The sequence below is a fragment of the Sinomonas halotolerans genome, assembly GCF_039615075.1.
GTDB lineage: Bacteria > Actinomycetota > Actinomycetes > Actinomycetales > Micrococcaceae > Sinomonas > Sinomonas halotolerans.
In genome coordinates this window covers 19,660-40,411 of the sequence record NZ_JBDFRB010000021.1, presented here as the reverse complement: position 1 = coordinate 40,411, position 20,752 = coordinate 19,660, and the positions used below count along the sequence as shown (strand labels likewise).

At 73.5% G+C, this 20,752-nt stretch carries 17 protein-coding genes; 10 read left to right on the top strand and 7 right to left on the bottom strand.

The features are described 5' to 3' along the window. From ABCQ75_RS15610 to ABCQ75_RS15600, 3 genes are all read right to left on the bottom strand, one after another. A partial coding sequence (locus ABCQ75_RS15610) for an Rv2578c family radical SAM protein (protein WP_345886557.1) occupies positions 1–815 on the bottom strand: 815 nt, incomplete at its 3' end. 55 nt (positions 816–870) lie between these two features. Next, the gene (locus ABCQ75_RS15605) at positions 871–1,536 is read right to left on the bottom strand and encodes an SIMPL domain-containing protein (protein WP_345882672.1); all 666 of its coding nucleotides are present in this window, start codon (positions 1,534–1,536) and stop codon (positions 871–873) included. Then, positions 1,533–2,048 carry a hypothetical protein gene (locus ABCQ75_RS15600; RefSeq protein ID WP_427916017.1) on the bottom strand — a complete coding sequence of 172 codons (516 nt, stop codon included), beginning with the start codon at positions 2,046–2,048 and terminating at the stop codon, positions 1,533–1,535. The genes ABCQ75_RS15605 and ABCQ75_RS15600 overlap by 4 nt, the downstream gene beginning before the upstream one ends. Before the next feature lie 33 nt (positions 2,049–2,081). On the opposite strand from ABCQ75_RS15600, the gene pheS reads away from it, so the two are divergent. Genes pheS through ABCQ75_RS15585 form a run of 3 tightly spaced genes read left to right on the top strand, consistent with a single transcriptional unit; the run spans position 2,082 to position 6,474 of the window. Continuing rightward, entirely contained in the window at positions 2,082–3,173 is a 1,092-nt protein-coding gene (gene pheS / locus ABCQ75_RS15595; protein ID WP_345882675.1) for a phenylalanine--tRNA ligase subunit alpha, read from the top strand. Between the two features lie 4 nt (positions 3,174–3,177). Then, positions 3,178–5,724 carry a phenylalanine--tRNA ligase subunit beta gene (pheT, locus tag ABCQ75_RS15590; RefSeq protein ID WP_345882677.1) on the top strand — a complete coding sequence of 849 codons (2,547 nt, stop codon included), beginning with the start codon at positions 3,178–3,180 and terminating at the stop codon, positions 5,722–5,724. 24 nt (positions 5,725–5,748) lie between these two features. Further along, positions 5,749–6,474 carry a 4'-phosphopantetheinyl transferase family protein gene (locus ABCQ75_RS15585; protein WP_345882679.1) on the top strand — a complete coding sequence of 242 codons (726 nt, stop codon included), beginning with the start codon at positions 5,749–5,751 and terminating at the stop codon, positions 6,472–6,474. On the opposite strand, the gene ABCQ75_RS15580 is transcribed toward ABCQ75_RS15585, so the two are convergent. From ABCQ75_RS15580 to ABCQ75_RS15570, 3 genes are all read right to left on the bottom strand, one after another. Continuing rightward, entirely contained in the window at positions 6,471–7,871 is a 1,401-nt protein-coding gene (locus tag ABCQ75_RS15580; RefSeq protein WP_345882681.1) for a M1 family metallopeptidase, read from the bottom strand. The two genes, ABCQ75_RS15585 and ABCQ75_RS15580, sit on opposite strands and share 4 nt — an antisense overlap. Further along, positions 7,868–11,770 (bottom strand): Pls/PosA family non-ribosomal peptide synthetase, encoded by a 3,903-nt coding sequence (locus ABCQ75_RS15575; protein ID WP_345882682.1) that lies wholly within the window; start codon positions 11,768–11,770, stop codon positions 7,868–7,870. Before ABCQ75_RS15575 ends, ABCQ75_RS15580 begins: the two co-directional genes overlap by 4 nt. A 93-nt stretch (positions 11,771–11,863) precedes the next feature. Further along, entirely contained in the window at positions 11,864–12,829 is a 966-nt protein-coding gene (locus ABCQ75_RS15570; RefSeq protein ID WP_345882684.1) for a quinone oxidoreductase family protein, read from the bottom strand. A 141-nt stretch (positions 12,830–12,970) separates the two neighbouring features. Here ABCQ75_RS15570 and argC point away from each other — a divergent pair, with 141 nt between their 5' ends. Genes argC through ABCQ75_RS15535 form a run of 7 tightly spaced genes read left to right on the top strand, consistent with a single transcriptional unit; the run spans position 12,971 to position 20,139 of the window. Further along, on the top strand, positions 12,971–14,017 hold the full coding sequence (gene argC / locus ABCQ75_RS15565) for an N-acetyl-gamma-glutamyl-phosphate reductase (protein ID WP_345882686.1): 1,047 nt from the start codon (positions 12,971–12,973) through the stop codon (positions 14,015–14,017). Continuing rightward, positions 14,014–15,180 (top strand): bifunctional glutamate N-acetyltransferase/amino-acid acetyltransferase ArgJ, encoded by a 1,167-nt coding sequence (argJ, locus tag ABCQ75_RS15560; protein WP_345882687.1) that lies wholly within the window; start codon positions 14,014–14,016, stop codon positions 15,178–15,180. The genes argC and argJ overlap by 4 nt, the downstream gene beginning before the upstream one ends. Positions 15,181–15,188: 8 nt before the next feature. Next, positions 15,189–16,151, top strand: a complete 963-nt coding sequence (argB, locus tag ABCQ75_RS15555; protein ID WP_345882688.1) for an acetylglutamate kinase — start codon at positions 15,189–15,191, stop codon at positions 16,149–16,151. Further along, positions 16,148–17,518, top strand: coding sequence for an acetylornithine transaminase (locus tag ABCQ75_RS15550; RefSeq protein WP_345882689.1), 1,371 nt, complete (start codon positions 16,148–16,150; stop codon positions 17,516–17,518). Before argB ends, ABCQ75_RS15550 begins: the two co-directional genes overlap by 4 nt. Further along, positions 17,515–18,495 (top strand): ornithine carbamoyltransferase, encoded by a 981-nt coding sequence (argF, locus tag ABCQ75_RS15545; RefSeq protein WP_345882691.1) that lies wholly within the window; start codon positions 17,515–17,517, stop codon positions 18,493–18,495. Before ABCQ75_RS15550 ends, argF begins: the two co-directional genes overlap by 4 nt. Positions 18,496–18,504: 9 nt before the next feature. Next, on the top strand, positions 18,505–19,023 hold the full coding sequence (locus tag ABCQ75_RS15540; RefSeq protein ID WP_345882693.1) for an arginine repressor: 519 nt from the start codon (positions 18,505–18,507) through the stop codon (positions 19,021–19,023). A 42-nt stretch (positions 19,024–19,065) separates the two neighbouring features. Next, positions 19,066–20,139: a DNA polymerase IV gene (locus tag ABCQ75_RS15535; protein ID WP_345882695.1), complete on the top strand. Its 1,074-nt coding sequence runs from the start codon at positions 19,066–19,068 to the stop codon at positions 20,137–20,139. 28 nt (positions 20,140–20,167) lie between these two features. On the opposite strand, the gene ABCQ75_RS15530 is transcribed toward ABCQ75_RS15535, so the two are convergent. Next, positions 20,168–20,731: a dihydrofolate reductase family protein gene (locus ABCQ75_RS15530; protein ID WP_345882696.1), complete on the bottom strand. Its 564-nt coding sequence runs from the start codon at positions 20,729–20,731 to the stop codon at positions 20,168–20,170. Positions 20,732–20,752 lie beyond the last annotated feature (21 nt).

Below are 20,752 nucleotides of genomic sequence, written 5' to 3'. Positions count from 1 at the left end.
TCCCTCGTGCCGGGGCGCAGGTGCAGCGCCCCCGCCGTCACGCCGGTGGCACCGGCAGAGGCGAGGGACCCCATGAGCGCGTCGAGGTGCTCCTCGGAGTCGGTGAGCCAGGGGAGGATCGGCATCGCCATGACGCCGCACGTCAGCCCGGCCTCCCGCAGGCGCGAGATGAGCCGCAGCCTGGCGGCGGGGGACGGCGTGCCCGGTTCGAGGGCGCCCTGGAGCTCGGGATCGAGGACCGCGAGGGAGATGCTCGTCCCGATGGGCACTTCTGCGCCGGCCGCCTTGAGCAGGGGGACGTCCCGTGCGAGGAGCGTCCCTTTCGTGAGGATCGAGAACGGCGTGCCGGACCCCGCGAGCGCCTTGATGATCCCCGGCATGAGCGCGTAGCGGCCCTCGGCACGCTGGTACGGGTCTGTGTTCGTGCCCAGGGCCACGTGCTCGCGCTTCCACGACGGCCGCGAGACCTCGGCACTGAGGACCTCGCCGACGTTGACCTTCACCACGAGCTGCTGGTCGAAGTCCAGCCCGGCGTCCATGTCCAGGTACGTATGGGTATTGCGCGCGAAGCAGTACACGCACGCGTGGCTGCACCCGCGGTACGGGTTGACGGTCCACCGGAACGGCATGGAGGACGCCGGCGGCACCTTGTTGAGCGCCGATTTCGCGGCGACCTCGTGGAAGGTGATCCCGTGGAACTCCGGCGTCCTCACGGTCCGCAGTGCCCCCGCCAGGGGGAGGAGGGGCATCTGGGCCGGCGCGGCCAGGGCGTCATCATTCGGCGACTCCCGGACCGACTGCGTGTTCCATCGCATGCCAGCTATTCGAAGACATCTTCGAAGATGTGTCAACCCCCGCCCCGCCGCGGGCTCAGCCTTCGAGCTCCCACACTGCCGTGAGGGTTGCGGCGACCTCCGCCGTCCCGGCCTCCACGGGCATCGCCTCTCCCACCGCCGCGAAGGCCACGCGCCGGAGCGGGACTGGTTCGCCGGGCCCGCCCTGTGCGGTGCCGGCGTCGATGCTGACCACGCGTCCGAGGCGGCGCCCCGCGAGCCGGGCGAGCCGTTCGGCCGCCGCGAGCGCGTCCTTCCAGGCCGCCTCCTGCGCAGCGGCCTCCGCCGCCGCCGCGTCCGATGCCTCGAGGGCCAGCCCGTGGATCCGGAGCGCGTCGCCGCCTGCAGCGACGACCGCCTCGAGGAGCGCGCCGACGCGGTCGAGGTCCCGCACCGCGAGCGTGAGCGACGTGGTCGTGGCGTAGCCGGTCACATGCGGCCCGTGGCCCTCGCTCCAGGCCGTCTCGCTCGTCACGCCGAGGCCGCTCGTGGCGAGGTCCACTCGGTCGACGCCGGCCCCCGTCGCCGCGTCGACGACGGCCCGCGCGGCGCTCGCTGCGCGGGCGTACGCCTCGGAGAGGTGCACGGACCTGGTCTCGATCCCGAGCCGGACGAGTGCGCGGTCCGGGACGAGCCGGGCAGAGCCGGTGCCGACGACGGTGACGGTGTGTGCGCCGCGGGGCGCGGCTTCCTCGGGTGTCATGGCTTCCTCACTCCGTGTCTGTGGGACCCAGCGGGCGTGCTGGCCGGCGGGGGCAGGGGGCGCGTGCGACGGCGGGGGTAGCCTCCCGCTTCGAGCCCAGCGATCTGCTCGAACGGGTTGAGCGAGCCGGGGTTGCCCGTGCGCGCCGCCGAGTAGGCGGCGGCGACGGCGTAGAGGGGGAGGAATGGCAGCCCGAGGCATGCCGCGTACTGGGTTGCATGGCGCGCCTCGTGGCCGAACAGCGCAGGCCGCGCCAGCAGGTCCTCCGCGCGCCCGCGGGTGAAGACGACGTTGCCGACCACGAACGCGGCGGCAGCGGGCAGGCGGGGGCGGTAGTGCTCGGCGATGAACAGCCCGCCGGGCCCACGGCGCAGGGGCGTGCGCGCGGCCGCCGCGAGCGCCAGGCCCAGCGGCGTCGAGAGGTTCGCGGTGTTGAGCGCGGCGCGTGCTGCGCTGCCGATGCCCCGGATGTCCCGCATAGCGCGGATGCCCCGGATGTCCTCGAGTCGCACAGGGGCATCGTAGCCGTGGAATAGACTTGGCGGGTGCCCGAGACAACGCCACCTTCCGCCGAGACTGAGGTTCCCGTGACCGCCCCGAGTGTCCCCGATCCCGTCGACGAGGCCGCCGTCAGCGCGGCTGTCGAGGACGCACTGGCCGCCATCGCCGCCGCCGGCGACCTCGAGCAGCTCAAGAGCGCCCGCATCGCGCACACCGGGGAGAAGTCCCCGCTCGCGCTCGCGAACCGTGAGATCGGCTCGCTGCCCAAGGAGTCCAAGGCTGCGGCCGGCAAGATCGTCGGAGGCGCCCGCGGCCGGGTCAACAAGGCCGTCGCCGAGCGCCAGGCCGTCCTCGAGGCCGAGGACGACGCCCGCATCCTCATCGAGGAGACCGTGGACGTCACGGCTGCCCCCCGCCGTCGACGCGCGGGCGCACGCCACCCGCTCTCGACCCTGCAGGACCGCGTGAGCGACATCTTCGTCGGCATGGGCTGGGAGATCGCCGAGGGCCCTGAGCTCGAGTCGGAGTGGTTCAACTTCGACGCGCTCAACTTCAAGCCGGACCACCCCGCGCGCGAGATGCAGGACACGTTCTTCGTCGAGCCGCCCGAGGCGCACCTCCTCCTGCGCACGCACACGTCCCCGGTCCAGGTCCGCTCGATGCTCGAGCGCGAACTGCCGGTCTACGTCCTGTGCCCCGGGCGCGTGTTCCGCACGGACGAGCTGGATGCGACGCACACGCCCGTCTTCCACCAGTTCGAGGGCCTCGCGATCGACAAGGGCCTCTCGATGGCGGACCTGCGCGGAACCCTCGAGCACTTCGCGCGGCAGATGTTCGGCGAGGAGGCCCAGATCCGCCTGCGCCCCAACTACTTCCCGTTCACGGAGCCGAGCGCCGAGCTGGACATCTGGCACCCCGGCGCCAAGGGCGGCCCGCGCTGGATCGAGTGGGGCGGCTGCGGCATGGTCAACCCCAACGTGCTGCGCGCCGCGGGCATCGACCCCGAGGAGTACTCGGGCTTCGCGTTCGGCATGGGAATCGAGCGCACGCTCATGTTCCGCAACGAGGTCGCCGACATGCACGACATGATCGAGGGCGACGTCCGCTTCAGCGAGCACTTCGGGATGGAGATCTAGTCCAATGCGAATCCCCCTTTCGTGGCTGCGCGAGTACACGCAGCTCCCCGCCGGCGCGACCGCCGAGGACCTCATGGCCGACCTGGTGAAGGTCGGCCTCGAGGAGGAGGCCGTCCACCGCCCCTCGGACTCGATCCGCGGGCCGATCGTCGTCGGCCAGGTGCTCAGCGCCGAGAAGGAGCCGCAGAGCAACGGCAAGACCATCAACTGGTGCCAGGTCCGCGTGGTGCCCGAGGGCCAGGAGCAGACGCTCGTCGGCAAGGGCATCGACCCCTCCGGCGTCCAGGGGATCGTGTGCGGTGCCCACAACTTCGCCCCCGGCGACAAGGTCGTCGTGACGCTGCCGGGCGCAACGCTCCCCGGCGACTTCCACATCGCCGCGCGCAAGACCTATGGCCACGTCTCCGCGGGCATGATCGCCTCGGTCCGAGAACTCGGCATCGGCGACGACCATGACGGCATCCTCGTGCTGTCCCGCATCGGCCTCGACCCCGAAGTCGGCACGGACGCGCTCGAGCTCCTCGGCCTGACCGACGAGGCCGCCGAGATCAACGTGACCCCGGACCGCAGCTACTGCTTCTCGATCCGCGGCATCGCCCGCGAGTACTCGCACGCGACCGGCACCGAGTCCACCGACCCGGCCAGCCTCGTGGCCGCGCCCGAGGCGCTCGAGGGGGGCTACGGCGTCGTGCTCAGCGACGAGGCGCCCATCTACGGCGTGCCCGGCTGCGACCGGTTCGTGGCGCGCACGGTGCGCGGCATCGACCCCACGCGCGCCACCCCGCAGTGGATGGTCTCGCGCCTGCGCCTTGCCGGCGTGCGCTCCATCTCGCTGCCTGTGGACATCTCGAACTACGTCATGTTCGAGCTCGGCCAGCCCACCCACTGCTACGACCTCGGGAAGCTCAGCGGGGACATCGTGGTGCGCCGCGCGGCCGCCGGCGAGACCCTCGAGACCCTTGACGGCAAGGTGCGCACCCTCGACCCCGAGGACCTGCTCATCACCGACGGCTCGGGCCCGATCGGCATCGCGGGCGTCATGGGCGGCGCCTCGACCGAGTGCTCCGACACGACCGTGGACGTCCTCGTCGAGGCCGCGCACTTCGACCCGGTGAGCATCGCGCGCTCGCGCCGCCGCCACAGGCTGCCCTCCGAGGCGTCCAAGCGCTTCGAGCGCGGCGTGGACTGGCACGTGGCCCACGTGGCCGCGCAGCGCGTCGTGGACCTCCTCGTCGAGCTCGGCGGGGGAACGGCCGACGATGCCGGCACCGACGTGGGCACCGCGCCGGAGCCGGTGCGCATCAGCCTGCCCGAGGGCTTCGTCTCCTCCCGGATCGGGATGGAGTTCAGCGACGAGCTCATCACGCGCGCGCTGGGCGAGCTCGGGGCGACGGTCGAGCGCGACGGCAGCGGCTTCGCCGTCGTGCCCCCGAGCTGGCGCAATGACCTCGAGACCAAGGAGGACCTCTCCGAGGAGGTCGCCCGTCTTGTCGGCTACGACAAGATCCCCTCTCGCCTGCCTGTTGCACCGCCGGGACGCGGCTACTCCCGCACCCAGCAGCAGCGCCGCCGGCTCGTCCAGGCGCTCGCGGACGCGGGCCTGACCGAGGTGCTCGCATACCCGTTCGTCTCCAAGGGGCACAACGAGACGTTCGGCACGGCGAAGGAGGGCGCCCCGCTGCCCGCCGTCAAGCTCGCCAACCCGCTGAGCGAGGAGCACGGCTGGCTGCGGGCCTCGCTCCTGCCGGGGCTCGTCGAGATCGCCCGCCGCAACCACGGCCGCGGCTTCCGCGACCTCGCGCTCTTCGAGGCGGGCCTCGTCTTCCTGCCGGACGAGGGGCCGCTCGGCACCGAGTCCATCCCCCCGCTCGGGGCGAAGCCGTCCGAGGAGGTCCTCGACGCGCTCTACGACGGCCTCCCGGACCAGCCGCTGCACGTGGCCGGCCTGTTCACGGGCAAGGACTCGCCCGAGGCGCCCGGCCACACGCCGCGCGCCTGGGACTGGGCCGACGCCCTCGACTTCGCGCGCCTCGCCGCCGATGTCCTCGGGGTGGAGCTCGTGGTCGCCCAGGGCCAGCACCAGGCGTACCACCCCGGACGCGCCGCCGCGCTGAGCCTGCGCACCGGCGAGACGGTCGGGTACGCCGGCGAGCTGCACCCCAAGCTCCTTGCCGCGCTGGACCTCCCGGCCCGCACGGTCGCGTTCGAGCTCGATGCCGACGCGCTCTTCGAGGCGGCAGCCGACGTGGTGGTGGCCAAGCACCTCTCGACGTTCCCGGTCGCGACGCAGGACGTCGCTCTCATCGTGGACGCCGCGGTGCCGGCGGCCGAGGTGCTCGCCGTGCTCCGCGAGGGCGCCGGCACGCTCCTCGAGGAGGTGAGCCTGTTCGACGTGTACACGGGCAAGGGGATCGAGCCGGGCAGGAAGTCGCTCGCGTTCGGCCTGCGCTTCCGCGCCGACGACCGCACCCTCACCGCCGACGAGGCCTCGGAGGCGCGCGCCGCCGCCGTGGCGCTCGCGGCCGAGCGCTTCGGCGCCGTCCAGCGCTGACGCACCGGGCTCTCGGAGGCAGCCGTGCTCCTGCGGGCAGTGCCGCTCGGTTCCCCCGGGTCGGCGCTGCCCGCTGGCGTCCCCACGGCCGGTGAAGCCGAGCGCGCCCGCGCATTCGGCGATCCGGCCCGCGGGCACCGCTTCCTGTCGGGCCGCCTCGCCCTGCGCGCGCTCGTCGCCGAAGCGGCCGACGCCGACCCCGGGCTCGTGCGCCCGGCCTACCTGTGCCCGGACTGCGGCGTGGGGGAGCACGGGGCGCCCGGGTTCGTCCTCGGGCACGACGGCGGGGTGCTCCGCCCGCTGCCCGTTGCGGCGAGCATGTCGCGGGCAGGCGGCTGGGCCCTCCTCTCCGCCGAAATGGGGGTCTTGACCGCCGAAATGGGGGTCTTGACCGCCGAGGTGGGGGTCCTGACCGCCGAGGTGGGGGTGCGCGTCGGCGTCGACCTCGTGGCCGTCGCAGACCTGCGCCGTGCCATCCCGGATGAGGCCCTCTCGGCTGCCGAACGGCGTCGTGCGCACACCGCCGCGGATCCTGCCGAGGAGGCCGCCCGGCTCTGGGCGCGCAAGGAGGCCCTCGCAAAGGCACTCGGGACGGGGCTGCGCGACGATCCGGCCGAGCTGGAAACGCTCGACGACGGCCGCGTCGCCGACCTCGACACCGCGGCGCTCGGCCTTCCCCCAGGCTTCGCAGCGGCCCTCGCCCGAGTGCCCGGATGCGGGCGCTGCGCACCCGCAACGCCGGGCGCCTAGGACGGGAACGCCGGCAGCCGCTCCTCCCACAGCCACGGCCGCAGCACGCGAGCGGCACTGAACCCGCGCGCGCCCGCGCCGACGCGGTCGAAGAGCTCCACCACCTCGCCGGTCGAGGCGTTCGCATGCCGCTTCTCGGAGCACAGGGCGCGGAGGGCGCGGAAGAACCGGTCGTCGCCGACCGCCTCCCGCAGGGCGTGGAGGGCGAGGGCGCCGCGCTTGTAGACGCGGTCGTCGAACATGAGATCCGGGCCGGGGGCGCCGATCACGAGGTCCTGCCTGCGCGAGGCGAGGAGCTTCCACGCGGCTCCTGCCCGGGAACGGGTGGAACCCTGCCCGGCCTTCTCGCTCCAGAGCCACTCGGCGTAGCACGCGAAGCCCTCGTGGAGCCAGATGTCCTCCCATTGTCCGACCGTGACCGAGTTCCCGAACCACTGGTGTGCGAGCTCATGGGCGAGGAGCCGCTGGGACTCCCACGAGCGCGTGATGTGGTTGCGGCCCATGATGGAGAGCGTCTGCGCCTCGAGAGGGATCTCGAGCGCGTCCTCGGTGACCACCACGGTGTAGTCGCGGAACGGGTACGGGCCGAAGAGCCCGGAGAAGTGCGCGACCATGTCCCGCTGGTCCGCCAGGCCGGCCTCGGCGGCGGTGCGCAGCAGGGGCGGGACGGCGGCGTACACGCGCACCGGGGGAGCGCCGCCGGCGCGGACCCGGCCGAGGTCCAGCATGTGCCACCGGCCGATCAGCACGGTGGCGAGGTACGGGGCCATGGGCTCGTGCTGCTCGTACACCCACGTCTCCCGGCTGGCCTTGCGGCGGTGGCCCACGAGCAGCCCGTTGGCCACGACCCGGTAGCCTGCGTCCGCGGTGACGGTGGTGCGGAAGGCCGCCTTCTGCGACGGGTGGTCGTTGCACGGGAACCAGGTGGGCGCTCCGGTGGGCTGGCCCGCGACGAGGACGCCGTCGGCGAGTTCCTCCCAGCCCACCTCGCCCCAAGTGCCGGACGACGGCGAGGGGTTGCCTTCGTAGCGCACCTCGACGTGGAAGTCCCTTCCGGCTGCGAGGGGCGAGGACGGGACGATCCGGAGCTGGTCGCCGCGCTGTACCACCTTGGCGGGCTTCGCGCCGTCGACCTGGACCCTCACCGCGCGCAGGCCGACGAGGCTGAGAACGATGTCACCAAGGGTCTCCTCGGCCCTCGCCTGCAGGCGTGCGCGGCCGGCAAGCCGGTTGCTCGCCAGGCGCACGTCCAGATCGAGCGCGTAGTGGCGCACCGTGAAGGACGGGCTGCCGTGCCCTGGCGTGTAAGGGTCGGGGAGGAGGGGGCGCGCGAGAAGCCGGGCCCTCTGGTCTGAGGGGCGGCTGTCCGTCTGGGCGGCGGGGTTCGTGGGGCTCACCGGGTGGGGACCTCCGGCTCCTTCCATGGCACGACGGGGTTGCCGCGCCAGTAGGTGTTCGCGGGGACGTGCTCGCCGCCCATGACGAGGGAGGCGGGGCCGACAGTCCCGCCGGCTCCAATGGCTGCCCCGGGGAGGATCACGCCGTGGGGCCCGAGAGTGGCGCCGGCGCCGAGGGCCACGGGCCCGATCCGCATGATCCTGTCGTGGAAGAGATGGGTCTGGACGACGCAGCCGCGGTTCACGGTGGAGTTGGCGCCGAGCTGGACGAGATCGGCCTCCGGGAGCCAGTAGCTCTCGCACCAGGCGCCAGGGCCGATCCTCGCCCCGAGCGCCCTGAGCCACACGACGAGCGCGGGCGTTCCCGCGGCCGAGCGGGCGAACCAGGGCGCCGCGACCATCTCGATGAAGGCGTCCACGACCTCGTTGCGCCAGATGAACGGGCTCCACAGTGGGTGCTCCCCGGCCCGGATCCGGCCCACGAGGAGCCACTTGGCCGCCACCGCCGAGGCCGCGGCCACGCCGCCGGCCGCGAGGAGGACGGCGCCCCCGAGCAGGGCGGCAGCGGCGTACCCCCACTGCGCGGCGATCCAGTCCAGCGCGACGACCACGCCGACGGCGATCGCCACCGTGAGCACGACCGGCACCGCCCGGCACAGCTCCCACGCGGCGCGGGCCGCCTTGAGGCGGGCTGGGGGATGGAAGGTCCGCTCGAGGTCGGCCGCCGCCGGCGTGCGCCGCAGGCGCACGGGCGGGCTCCCGAGCCACGAGGACCCGGACTTGGCCTTCTTCGGGGTCGCGGAGAGCACGGCGACGAGCCCGTCCTTGGGCACCGCGCGTCCGGCCCCGGTCATGCCCGAGTTGCCGAGGAACGCCCGCTTGCCGACCTTGGCCGGGGCGACCTTCATCCAGCCGCCGCCCAGCTCGTACGAGGCCACCATGGTGTCGTCGGCGAGGAACGCACCGTCCCCGATGGTCGTCATCGAGGGCACGAGCAGTACGGTCGACGCCTCGACGCCGCGCCCCACCGTCGCGCCGAGCAGCCTCAGCCACGCCGGCGTGGCGAGGCTCGCGTAGAGCGGGAAGAGCAGGTCCCGGGCCATGTCCAGCACGCGCTCGGTGGCCCAGACCTGCCAGCCCTGCCGGCTCCGGATGCGCCAGTGGCCCTCCCGGAGGCCGAGCCCGAGGAGGCGTGTGGTCCCGGCGACGAGGAGGGCGTTGATACCGAACCACACGGCGGCCGCGAGCGGGGCCGCCGCCAGGAGGGGCCCGGCCGCGGCGTGCAGGGAGGCGTGGCCCGCCGCGGCCCAGGCGAGCACGAGGGCGGCGGCGGCCCCCGAGGCGTAGGGGATGAGGGCGATGAGCGAGGAGCCCGCGCCGAACGCGGCGAGCCACAGGAGCTCGGTGAGGCGCGTGCGCCGCGCGTGGTGCTCGGGCCAGTCCGGCTTGGCCTTGCCGACGCGCTCGGCCGGAGAGCCCGCGACGCGGACTCCGGACTTGACCTTCCCGGACACGCACGAGCCGGGCTCGACGATCGCGTCCGCGCCCACCCGCGCGCCCGGCAGGAGCGTGCTGCGCGCCCCTACCGTGGCGCCCGCGCCCACGGTGATGCCGCCGAGGTAGAGCCAGTCGCCGTCGATCCACCACCCGGACAGGTCCACCTCCGGTTCCACCGAGGCGCCCGGGCCCAGCGAGAGCATGCCCGTCACCGGCGGAACCGAGTGGAGGACGGCGTCGCGCCCTATCCTCGCCCCGAGGGCGCGCGCGTAGTACGGGACCCAGGGGGCACTCGCGAGGCTCACGGCCTGGGCCAGGTCCGCGATGTGCTCGGCGAGCCACAGGCGCAGGTGCACACTCCCCGAGCGCGGATACCGCCCGGGGCGGATCCCGCGCAGGAGCACCCGCGCGGCGCCCACCGAGACCGCCATCCGGCCCACGGGGCTCACGAACACGAGCCACGACGCGGCGACCCACCACCAGGAGACGGTGGGCGCAGCGGCGAACCCGGCCACGGCGGCGAGCACGTTGTCCGCGGCCATGAGGACGGTGAGCCAGCGCATGCCGACGAGGATGAACAGGGGCACGCCCATGAGCGTCTGGACGGCCTGCGTCCGCGCGGCGGTGGGCCGCACGGTCCGCTCCGGGGCGGCCTCGCCGCCGGGTGCGCGCCCGCTGAGCGCCTCGACGAGCGCGCCGAGCCGCGGATGCGCGTAGAGCTCGGCAACGGTCACGGTGGGGTAGCGGCGGCGCAGCGCGGTGACGAGCTGCGCGGCCGCAAGCGACCCTCCGCCCGCGGCGAAGAAGTCGGCGTCCAGGCCCGAGGGGCGGGTGCCCAGGACCGCCTCCCACTGCTCCGCGATCCAGCCGGCCTCGCCCTCGAGCGCAGGCGCGGCCTGCCCGGCCCCGGGGCCCTCCTCTGCGCCCGGGAGCGGCCACGGCAGCGCGGCGCGGTCCACCTTGCCGCTCGTCTTCGTGGGGAGGGAGGGGACGACGGCGAGCACGGGCACGAGCGCGGCCGGCAGCTCGCGCGTGAGGTGCTCGCGGGACGCCGCGAGGTCCGGCACCGCGCCGTCCGCCGCCGCGAGGTACCCGACGAGGATCTGGTTCCCCGCCGCCGTCGTGCGCACGGCAGCCGCGGCGCCGGCGACCCCGGGCAGGGACTGGAGTGCGGCGTCGACTTCGCCGAGCTCGATCCGGCGGCCGCCGAGCTTCACCTGCTCGTCGGCGCGCCCCACGAAAAGCAGGCCCGCCGGGTCCCATGTGACGAGGTCCCCCGAACGGTAGGCGCGCTCCCACCCGAGCGTGGGCAGCGGGGCGTACTTCTCCGCGTCCTTCTCCGGGTCGAGGTAGCGGGCCAGGCCGACGCCGCCGATGATGAGCTCGCCCGTGGCGCCCTCGGCCACCGGGACTCCCTCGGAGTCCACGACCGCGAGGTCCCAGCCGTCCAGCGGCAGGCCGATCCGGACCGGGCCCGTGCCGTCCAGAGGAGCTGCGCACGCGACCACGGTGGCCTCGGTGGGACCGTAGGTGTTCCACACTTCGCGGCCGTCCACGGCGAGGCGCGCAGCGAGCTCGGGAGGGCAGGCCTCTCCGCCGAAGATGAGCAGGCGGACGTTCTCGAGCGCCTCGGCGGGCCACAGGGCGGCCAGCGTCGGGACGGTGGAGACGACGGTGATGCCCCGCTGCACGAGCCACGGGCCCAGGTCCATCCCCGTGCGCACGAGCGCCCGCGGGGCCGGCACGAGGCAGGCACCGTACCGCCATGCGAGCCACATCTCCTCGCACGAGGCGTCGAACGCGACCGAGAGGCCGGCCAGTACCCGGTCGTCGGGCCCGAGCGGCTCGGCCTGCAGGAAGAGCCGAGCCTCGGCGTCGACGAACGCCGCCGCCGAGCGGTGCGAGACCGCGACACCCTTCGGGGTCCCCGTGGAGCCGGACGTGAAGATGACCCAGCAGTCGTCCTCCGGCCCGGGCGGCCGGGGAGCGGGGAAGGGCGTGGGGCGGCCGCGGTCCACGACGAGGGAGCCGCCGCCCCGGATGATCCCGGCGACGCGGGCCTCGCCGAAGACGAGCTTGGCCCGCTCGTCGGGATCGTCCGCGTCCACGGGCACGTATGCGGCCCCGATGAGCAGGACGGCGAGGATGGCGGTGTACAGCTCGGCAGTGCCGGAGGGGATGCGGATCCCGATCCGGTCCCCGGCGCCGAGGCCAGCCGCGTGGAGCGTGCGGCCCATGGCGCGCACCTCGTCGAGCAGCTCGGAGTACGTGAGCGACCGGGAGCCGTCATCGAGGGCAGGCGCCTCGGGGAACGCCGCCGCGCTCGCGGTGAGGATGTCGATGAGCGTGCGCGGCGCAGGGGTCCGGGCCGAGCCGGGCAGCTGCGGGGCGTGCTGCCGCACGGCTGCCCCTGGGGGTCCTGGGTTCTCGCTATCGGTCAATGCCGTGCCCTCGGCTCACTCGTGGCTGTCGTCCCGGTCATTGTCGCAGGGAGGTCAGGGAACCAGGAGGACCTTGCCCGTGGTCCCCCGGCCCTCGAGCGCGGCGTGCGCGGCGGCCGCGTCCCTCAGCGGGAACTGGGCACCGATCCGGACGCTGAGTGAGCCGTCCTCCACCGCGCCGAACACCTCGGCCGCCCGCCAGCGCCGCTCGTTGGCGTTGAGGAGGTGGTGCCGGAGTGTGGGGCGGGTGATGGACAGCGAGCCGCCCGTGTTCAGGCGCTGCAGGTCGAACGGGGGAACCGGGCCGGAGGCGGCGCCGAAGAGCACGAGGGTCCCGCGGATCCGCAGGCTCGCGAGCGAGCCGTCGAACGTGTCCTTCCCCACGCCGTCGTACACGACGTCGACCCCGGCGCCCCCGGTCAGCTCGCGGACGCGCTCGGGGAAGCCCTCGTAGCGGAGCACGTGGTCCGCCCCGGCACCCTCGGCGAGCTCGGCCTTCGCCCCGGTCGAGACCGTGGTGATGACCCTCGCCCCGCGAGACTTGAGCATCTGGATGAGCAGGAGCCCCACGCCGCCGGCGCCCGCGTGCACGAGCGCCGTCTGGCCAGACTCGATCCGGAAGCTCGAGGTCACGAGGAAATGCGCCGTCATGCCCTGGAGCGGCAGCGCGGCGGCGGTGAGGAGGTCCACCCCCTCCGGGATCGGCAGGGCCCTCTCGGCGTCCACGAGCGCGTACTCCGCGTAGGTGCGGATCCCCTCCGCCGTGGCGATCCGGTCCCCGTGGGCGAAGCCCTCCACGCCTTCGCCCACCGAGGCGACCACGCCCGAGGCCTCGGCGCCCGGCGTGAAGGGGAACGGCACGCCGTAGACGCCCTGGCGCTGGTACGTCTCGACGAAGTTCACGCCCGCGGCGGCGACCCGGATGAGGAGCTGGCCCGGACCGGGCACCGGCATCTCGGCCTCGGCCTGTGCTAGCACCTCCGGCCCTCCGGGGGCAGTGGCGACGATGGCGTGGATCATGGCTCTCCTCACGGTGCGGAAGTCGGCAGGCCGGGCAGCTGCTCGGGCGGCTGCCGGCCCGCCACCATCCTAGGAGGTGACGCCGTCGGAGCAATGTATAAATATTGACTAGGATGCATAAACTTTCCTAGAGTGGGCCGCGTGACTATTACCGCAGCAGTGTCCGGGGCCAGCGGCTACGCCGGGGGAGAGGTCCTCCGCCTGCTGGCCAACCACCCCGAGGTCGAGATCGGGGCCATCACGGCCCATTCGAGCGCGGGACGCCGCCTCGGCGAGCTCCAGCCCCACCTGCTCTCCCTCGCCGGCCGCGGGATCGTCGAGACGACCGCCGAGAACCTCGCGGGCCACGACGTCGTCTTCCTCGCCCTCCCGCACGGCGCCTCCGCCGAGGTCGCCGCGGCCCTGCCGGAAGGCACCCTCGTGATCGACGCCGGCGCCGACCACCGCCTCGAGGACCCCGAGGCCTGGTTCCGGTTCTACCAGTCCGAGCACGCCGGCACGTGGCCGTACGGCCTGCCCGAGCTGCCCCTCGCCGACGGCTCGAAGCAGCGCGGGCGGCTCGTCGGTGCCCGCCGCATCGCCGTCCCCGGCTGCTACCCGACCTCGGCGCTGCTCGCCCTCACCCCGGGCTTCACCGCCGGGCTGCTGGAGGCCGACGACGTCGTGATCGTCTCCGCGTCCGGCACCTCGGGCGCGGGCAAGGCCGCCAAGCCGCACCTGCTGGGCTCCGAGGTCATGGGCTCGATGAGCCCCTACGGGGTGGGCGGCGGGCACCGCCACACGCCCGAGATCGAGCAGGGCCTCTCCAACGCGGCCGGCGAGCGGGTCACGGTCTCGTTCACGCCCACGCTCGCGCCCATGAGCCGCGGGATCCTCACCACCGCCACGGCGCGGGTCCGCGAAGGCGTCACCGCGGCGCAGCTGCGCGAGGCCTGGGAGTCCGCGTACGCGGGGGAGGCGTTCGTGCACGTCCTGCCCACCGGCCAGTGGCCGGCCACCCAGATGGTGGTCGGCTCCAACAGCGCCGCGCTCCAGCTCGCGTTCGACCCGCACGCGGGCCGGGTGATCGTGAGCTCCGTGATCGACAACCTCACCAAGGGCACCGCAGGCGGAGCGGTGCAGTCCATGAACATCGCGCTGGGCCTGCCCGAGGGCACCGGCCTGAACCAGCTGGGAGTCGCACCGTGACCGTCACCGCACCCAAGGGCTTCCGGGCCGCCGGCATCACCGCAGGCATCAAGGCCTCCGGGAACCCGGACATGGCCCTCGTCGTCAACGACGGCCCGGACCACCACGCTGCCGCCGTCTTCACCTCCAACCGCGTCGCGGCCGCCCCCGTGCGCTGGTCGAAGCAGGTCGTGACCGACGGTCGCGTCGACGCCGTCGTGCTCAACTCCGGCGGCGCCAACGCCTGCACTGGGCCGGAGGGCTTCCAGAACACCCACACCACCGCCGAGAAGACGGCGGACGTGCTCGGCATCTCCGCCGCGGACGTCGTGGTGTGCTCCACGGGCCTCATCGGCGAGCAGCTGCCCATGGACAGGATCGTCCCGGGCGTCGATGCGCTCGCCGCGGCGCTCTCCGCAGACGGCGGGCACGCGGCCGCAGAGGCGATCATGACCACGGACACCGTGCCCAAGGAGGCCGTGTTCGCAGGGACCGACTCCACGGGGCGGCCGTACACGATCGGCGGGATCGCGAAGGGCGCGGGCATGCTCGCGCCGGGGCTGGCCACGATGCTCGTGGTCCTCACGACCGACGCCGAGGTTCAGCCCGAGATGCTCGACGCCGCGCTGCGGGACGCCACGCGCGTGACGTTCGACCGCGCCGACTCCGACGGCTGCATGTCCACCAACGACACGGTGGTGCTGCTCGCCTCCGGCGCGGCGGGCGCGTCCCCGGACCCGGGGTCGTTCACCGCAGGCCTGACGCAGGCGTGCGCCGAGCTCGCGCGCAAGCTCATCGGCGACGCCGAGGGCGCCTCGCACGACATCGCCATCCGCACGTACAACGCGGCGAGCGAGCGCGACGCCGAGGTGGTCTCCCGCGCTGTTGCCCGGTCCAACCTCTTCAAGACCGCGATCTTCGGCAAGGACCCGAACTGGGGCCGCGTGCTCTCCGCCGTCGGCACCACCGACGCGGTGTTCGACCCGGACGCCGTCAACGTCTCGATCAACGGCGTGCAGATCTGCCAGAACGGCGGGATCGGCCAGGACCGTTCGCTCGTCGACCTCGAGCCCCGCGATGTCCTCGTGGAGATCGACCTCGCCGCGGGCTCCGCCGAGGCCACGATCCTGACCAACGACCTCACGCACGCCTACGTGCACGAGAACTCCGCCTACTCGAGCTGAGGACTGCCATGACCGAGACCAGCACGGGCGCGCAGAGCCAGAACATCCGCCTCGCCATGGACAAGGCCGAGACGCTCGTCGAGGCCCTCCCCTGGATCCAGAAGTTCGCCGGCACCACCATGGTGGTCAAGTACGGCGGGAACGCGATGGTGAACGAGGAGCTGCGCCGGGCGTTCGCCGAGGACATCGTGTTCCTCCACCACGTGGGCATCCGCCCCGTGGTCGTGCACGGCGGGGGGCCGCAGATCAACGCGATGCTCGCCCGACTCGGGATCGAGAGCGAGTTCAAGGGCGGGCTCCGCGTCACGACCCCCGAGGCCATGGACGTGGTCCGCATGGTCCTCACCGGCCAGGTGGGCCGCGAGCTCGTGGGCCTCATCAACTCCCACGGCCCGTACGCCGTGGGCCTCTCGGGCGAGGACGGCGGGCTCCTGCGCGCGGTCCGCACGGGCGCCGTGGTCGACGGCGAGGAGGTGGACCTCGGCCTCGTCGGAGAGGTGGTCGGCGTCGACCCCGCTGCCGTCCACGACCTCCTCGAGGCCGGCCGCATCCCCGTGATCTCGACCGTCGCCCCGGAGGTTGAGACCGAGAGCGGGCCCGACGGCGTCGAACGCCACCAGCCCACCGGGCAGGTCCTCAACGTCAATGCGGACACCGCCGCGGCCGCCGTCGCGGTCGCGCTCCAGGCATCCCGCCTCGTCGTCCTGACCGACGTCGAGGGGCTGTACCGCAACTGGCCGGACAGGGATTCACTCGTCTCCCAGATCTCCGCGGGGGAGCTCGCCGAGATGTTGCCGAGCCTCGAGTCCGGCATGATCCCCAAGATGGGCGCATGCCTCAAGGCCGTCACCGAGGGCGTGGACCGCGCCGCGATCGTGGACGGCCGCAGCCCGCACACGATGCTCCTCGAAGTCTTCACGAACGCCGGTGTCGGCACGCAGGTCGTGCCGGACGGGGAAGGAACCGCATGAGCGACAGCAACGCTTCCACTTCGCCTTCGCTCGGCGAGGGGGCGGGCCTCCCGCCCAAGGATGCCAACCGAACCCCGGAGGCCCGCCCCCTCACCGAGCTTGTGGGAGGCTCGCCGTCCGGCGCTGCCTGGCTCTCGCGCTACTCGGATTCCCTCATGGGCGTCTTCGGCACGCCGCAGCGCGTGCTCGTGCGCGGCCAGGGCTGCTACGTGTGGGATGCCGACGGCAAGCAGTACCTCGACCTGCTCGGCGGGATCGCCGTGAACGCGCTCGGCCACGCGCACCCGTTCGTGACGAGCGTGATCTCGAGCCAGCTCTCCACCCTCGGCCATGTCTCGAACTTCTTCACGAGCCCCACGCAGGTGGCCCTCGCCGAGAAGCTCCTGGAGATCACTGGGGCGCCCGCGGGCTCCAAGGTGTTCTTCTCGAACTCCGGGACCGAGGCGAACGAGGCGGCGTTCAAGCTCGCCCGCCGCAACGCTGCCAACCCCTCCGGCGGCAGGCGCACCAAGGTCGTGGCGCTCGAGGGCGCGTTCCACGGCCGCACGATGGGCGCCCTCGCCCTCACTGCGAAGAAGGCGTACCGCGAGCCGTTCGAGCCGCTGCCCTCCGGCGTCGTGCACGTCCCCTTCGGGGACATCGAGGCCCTGCGCGCCGAGGTCGACGACACGACGCAGGCGGTGTTCCTCGAGCCGATCCAGGGAGAGGCCGGCGTCCTCCCGCTCCCCGAGGGGTACCTCGCCGAGGCGCGGAGGATCACGCACGACGCCGGCGCCCTCCTCATCGTGGACGAGGTCCAGACCGGGATCGGCCGCACGGGCTCGTGGCTCGCCATCGAGGGCACCGGTGTGGTGCCCGACGCGGTGACGCTCGCCAAGGGCCTCGGCGGGGGCTTCCCCATCGGCGCGCTCGTGACGTTCGGCCCCCAGACCAGCGCGCTGCTGTCCGCCGGCCAGCACGGCACCACCTTCGGCGGCAACCCGGTGGCCACTGCGGCGGCCCTCGCCACGGTCCACGCGATCGAGAGCCAGAAGGTGCTCGAGAACGTGCGAGCCGTCGGCGCCCACACGCGGGAGGCGCTCGCGGCGCTGCCGGAGGTCGGCGAGGTCCGCGGGCGGGGGCTGCTGATCGGCATGGACCTGACGGGCCCGGGAGGGGACCCAGCACAGGTGCCCGAAGACGCCAATCTGGCCGCCGCCGTCGTCAGTGCCGCGCTCGAGGCGGGCTTCATCGTCAACGCGCCGGGGCCGCGGACCATCCGCCTCGCCCCGCCGCTCATCCTCACGGCCGAGCAGGCCGACTCGTTCGTCGCGGCGCTGCCGGCGCTCATCGCAGCGGCCGCGGACACCCTCAAGGAGACCGCATGACAAGCCCGGGAACCGTCCGCCACTTCCTCAAGGACACCGACCTCACACCGTCCGAGCAGGCCGAGGTCCTGGACCTCGCCGTCCGCATGAAGGCCGCGCCCTACTCGGTGCAGCCCCTCGCGGCGGAGGGTTCCGCCCGGAAGACCGTGGCCGTGATCTTCGACAAGACCTCGACCCGCACGCGCGTCTCCTTCTCCGCAGGCGTGTCCGACATGGGCGGCACGCCGCTCATCATCAACCCGGGCGAGGCGCAGATCGGGCACAAGGAGTCGGTCGAGGACACCGCGAAGGTGCTCGAGCGCATGGTCGCCGCGATCGTGTGGCGCACGGGCGCGCACGAGGGCCTCGTGGACATGGCCCTGAACTCCCGCGTGCCCGTGGTCAATGCCCTGTGCGACGACTACCACCCGTGCCAGCTCCTCGCCGACCTCCTGACGGTCAGGGAGCACAAGGGCCGGCTCGCGGGACTGACCATGGCCTACCTCGGCGACGCGGCCAACAACATGGCCAACTCCTACCTCCTCGCCGGCGTCACCGCGGGCATGCACGTGCGCATCGCCGGTCCGGAGGGCTACCTGCCCGCGGCCGGGATCGTCGCGGAGGCCGAGGACGTCGCCGCGAGGACCGGCGGCTCGGTGCTCATCACAGTGGACCCCGTCGCGGCCCTCGAGGGCGCGGACGTCGTCGCGACGGACACGTGGGTGTCCATGGGCCAGGAGGACGAGAAGGCCGCGCGGATGCAGCTCTTCCGGGACTACTCCGTGGACGCCGCGGCGATGGCCAAGGCCGCGGCCGACGCCGTGTTCCTCCACTGCCTTCCGGCCTACCGCGGGTACGAGGTCGCCGCCGAGGTCATCGACGGCCCGCAGTCCATCGTGTGGGACGAGGCCGAGAACCGCCTCCACGCCCAGAAGGCCCTGCTCGCCTGGCTCCTGCACCGCTCGGGCCAGGCGGTAGTCGACGGCCTCCCGGTCTGAGGCCCCGCCGTGTCCTCCGCCCCGGGGTCCGTCCCGCAGACCAAGGCCGCGCGCCAGGCGCGCATCCGCGCGCTCCTCGCGGAGCAGTCGGTGCGCTCCCAGGCCGAGCTAGCGGCGCTCCTCGCGGACGACGGCGTGCAGGTCACCCAGGCGACCCTCTCGCGTGATCTCGTGGAGATCGGGGCGGTGCGGGTGCGCGGTGCCGCCGGCGGGCTCGTGTACGCGGTTCGGGGCGAGGGCGGAGACCGGAGCCCCCGGACCGGGCTGGACCAGGAGGTGCTCGACGCGCGGCTCGCGAAGCTGTGCGCCGAGCTCCTCGTCACCGCCGAGGCGAGCGCGAACATCGTGGTGCTGCGCACGCCGCCGGGTGCGGCGAACTTCCTCGCGCTCGCGATCGACCACTCCGTGATCCCCTCGATCCTCGGGACGATCGCCGGAGACGACACGGTCATGATCATCACGCGCGACCCGGCCGGGGGAGACGCCGTCGCTGCCCGCTTCCTCGAGCTGGCCTCGCAGGGGGCGTAGGGGCCCTCCCCGGAGCGCGCCGGTGTGGAGCACACTGGTGGCGTGGGCGGAATCCCGTGGGTCCTGCACGTCGACCTCGACCAGTTCATCGCCGCGGTCGAGGTGCTCCGGCGCCCGGAGCTCGCGGGCAGGCCGGTCATCGTCGGGGGCCGGGGCGACCCCACCGAACGGGCCGTGGTCTCGACGGCGTCGTACGAGGCCAGGGCCTTCGGCGTGGGCTCCGGGATGCCCCTGCGCATCGCGGCCCGCAAGGTCCCCCACGCTGTGATCCTCCCTGTCGACCATGAGGCCTACCTCGCGGCCTCGGAGACGGTGATGGCCACGCTGCGCGCGCAGCCCGGCGCCGTCGTGCAGGTGCTCGGCTGGGACGAGGCCTTCGTCGGCATCGGGACGGACGACCCGGAGGCCTACGCCCGGCAGATCCAGGCGGCCGTCCTCGAGCGGACGCGGCTGCACTGCAGCGTGGGCATCGGCGACACCCTGGTCCGGGCGAAGGTCGCCACCGGGTTCGGCAAGCCGGCCGGCGTCTTCCGCCTCACCTCGGAGAACTGGCTCGACGTCATGGGCGGCCACCCCACCCGAGACCTCTGGGGCGTCGGGGCGAGAGTCTCGGGCCGGCTGGCCAGGCTCGGCATCACCACCGTCGCCGAGCTCGCCGCGGCCGACCCCCAGGACCTGGTCCCGGAGTTCGGCCCCACGATGGGCCCCTGGTACGCCCAGCTCGGGCGCGGGGACGGATCCCGCGTGGTGGACGACACCCCTTGGGTCGCCCGCGGGCACAGCCGCGAGACGACCTTCCAGCGCGACCTGACGGAGCCCGCGCAGATGGACGACGCCGTGCGGGAGATCGCAGCGCGCGTCCTCGAGGACGTCGCGGCGGAGGGACGGCCAGTGGTCGGGCTGACCCTCAAGATCCGCTACGCGCCGTTCGACACCACGACGCACGCGAGGAAGATCCCGGCGACCTCCGATCGGGACGAAGTCCTCGCGGTGGCCCTGGACCTTGCCGCCGGCATCGAACCGGGCCGCCCAGTCCGGCTCCTGGGGCTGCGGGCCGAGATGGCCATGCCCCAGGACGCCCGGACGGGGCACACGCCAACGCGCGGGGGCTGGTGACGGCGCCGCCGCGCCGGTCCGGACCGGCCTAGCGCGCCACGCGGTAGCGCAGGAAGACGACCTTGGAGGGGAAGACGCGGGTCTCGACGAGGTCGAGGTCCACCTTCTGCCCGTGGCGTGGGAAGAAGGGGATGCCGCCGCCCACGAGCACGGGGTACACCATGGGGCGGTACTCGTCGATGAGGCCCAGCGCTGCGGCCTCGGCGGCGAGGGTCGCCCCGCCGATGGCGATCTCGCCGTCACCCGGCTCGGCCCGCAGCCGCTGGATCTCCTCGGCCACGCCGCCGGTGGCCAGACGGGCGCTGCCCTGCACGCCCGAGAGCGTGCGCGAGAAGACGATCTTGGGGAGCGGATTCCACAGTGCGATCCATTCCCGGTCCGCGTCGCTGACGGCCGGGTCCTCGCCGGCGGTCTCCCAGTAGAGCATCGTCTCGTAGAGCCGGCGCCCCAGCAGGTGCACGTCCACGCGGCGGATCCCGTCGATCCAGAAGCGGAAGACCTCCTCGTCCGGCGCGGTCCAGTCGAAGCTGCCGTCCGGCCCGACGATGTAGCCGTCGAGCGAGACGCCCATGGAATAGGTCACGGTGCGCATCTCAGGTCCTCCTCGCCTCCG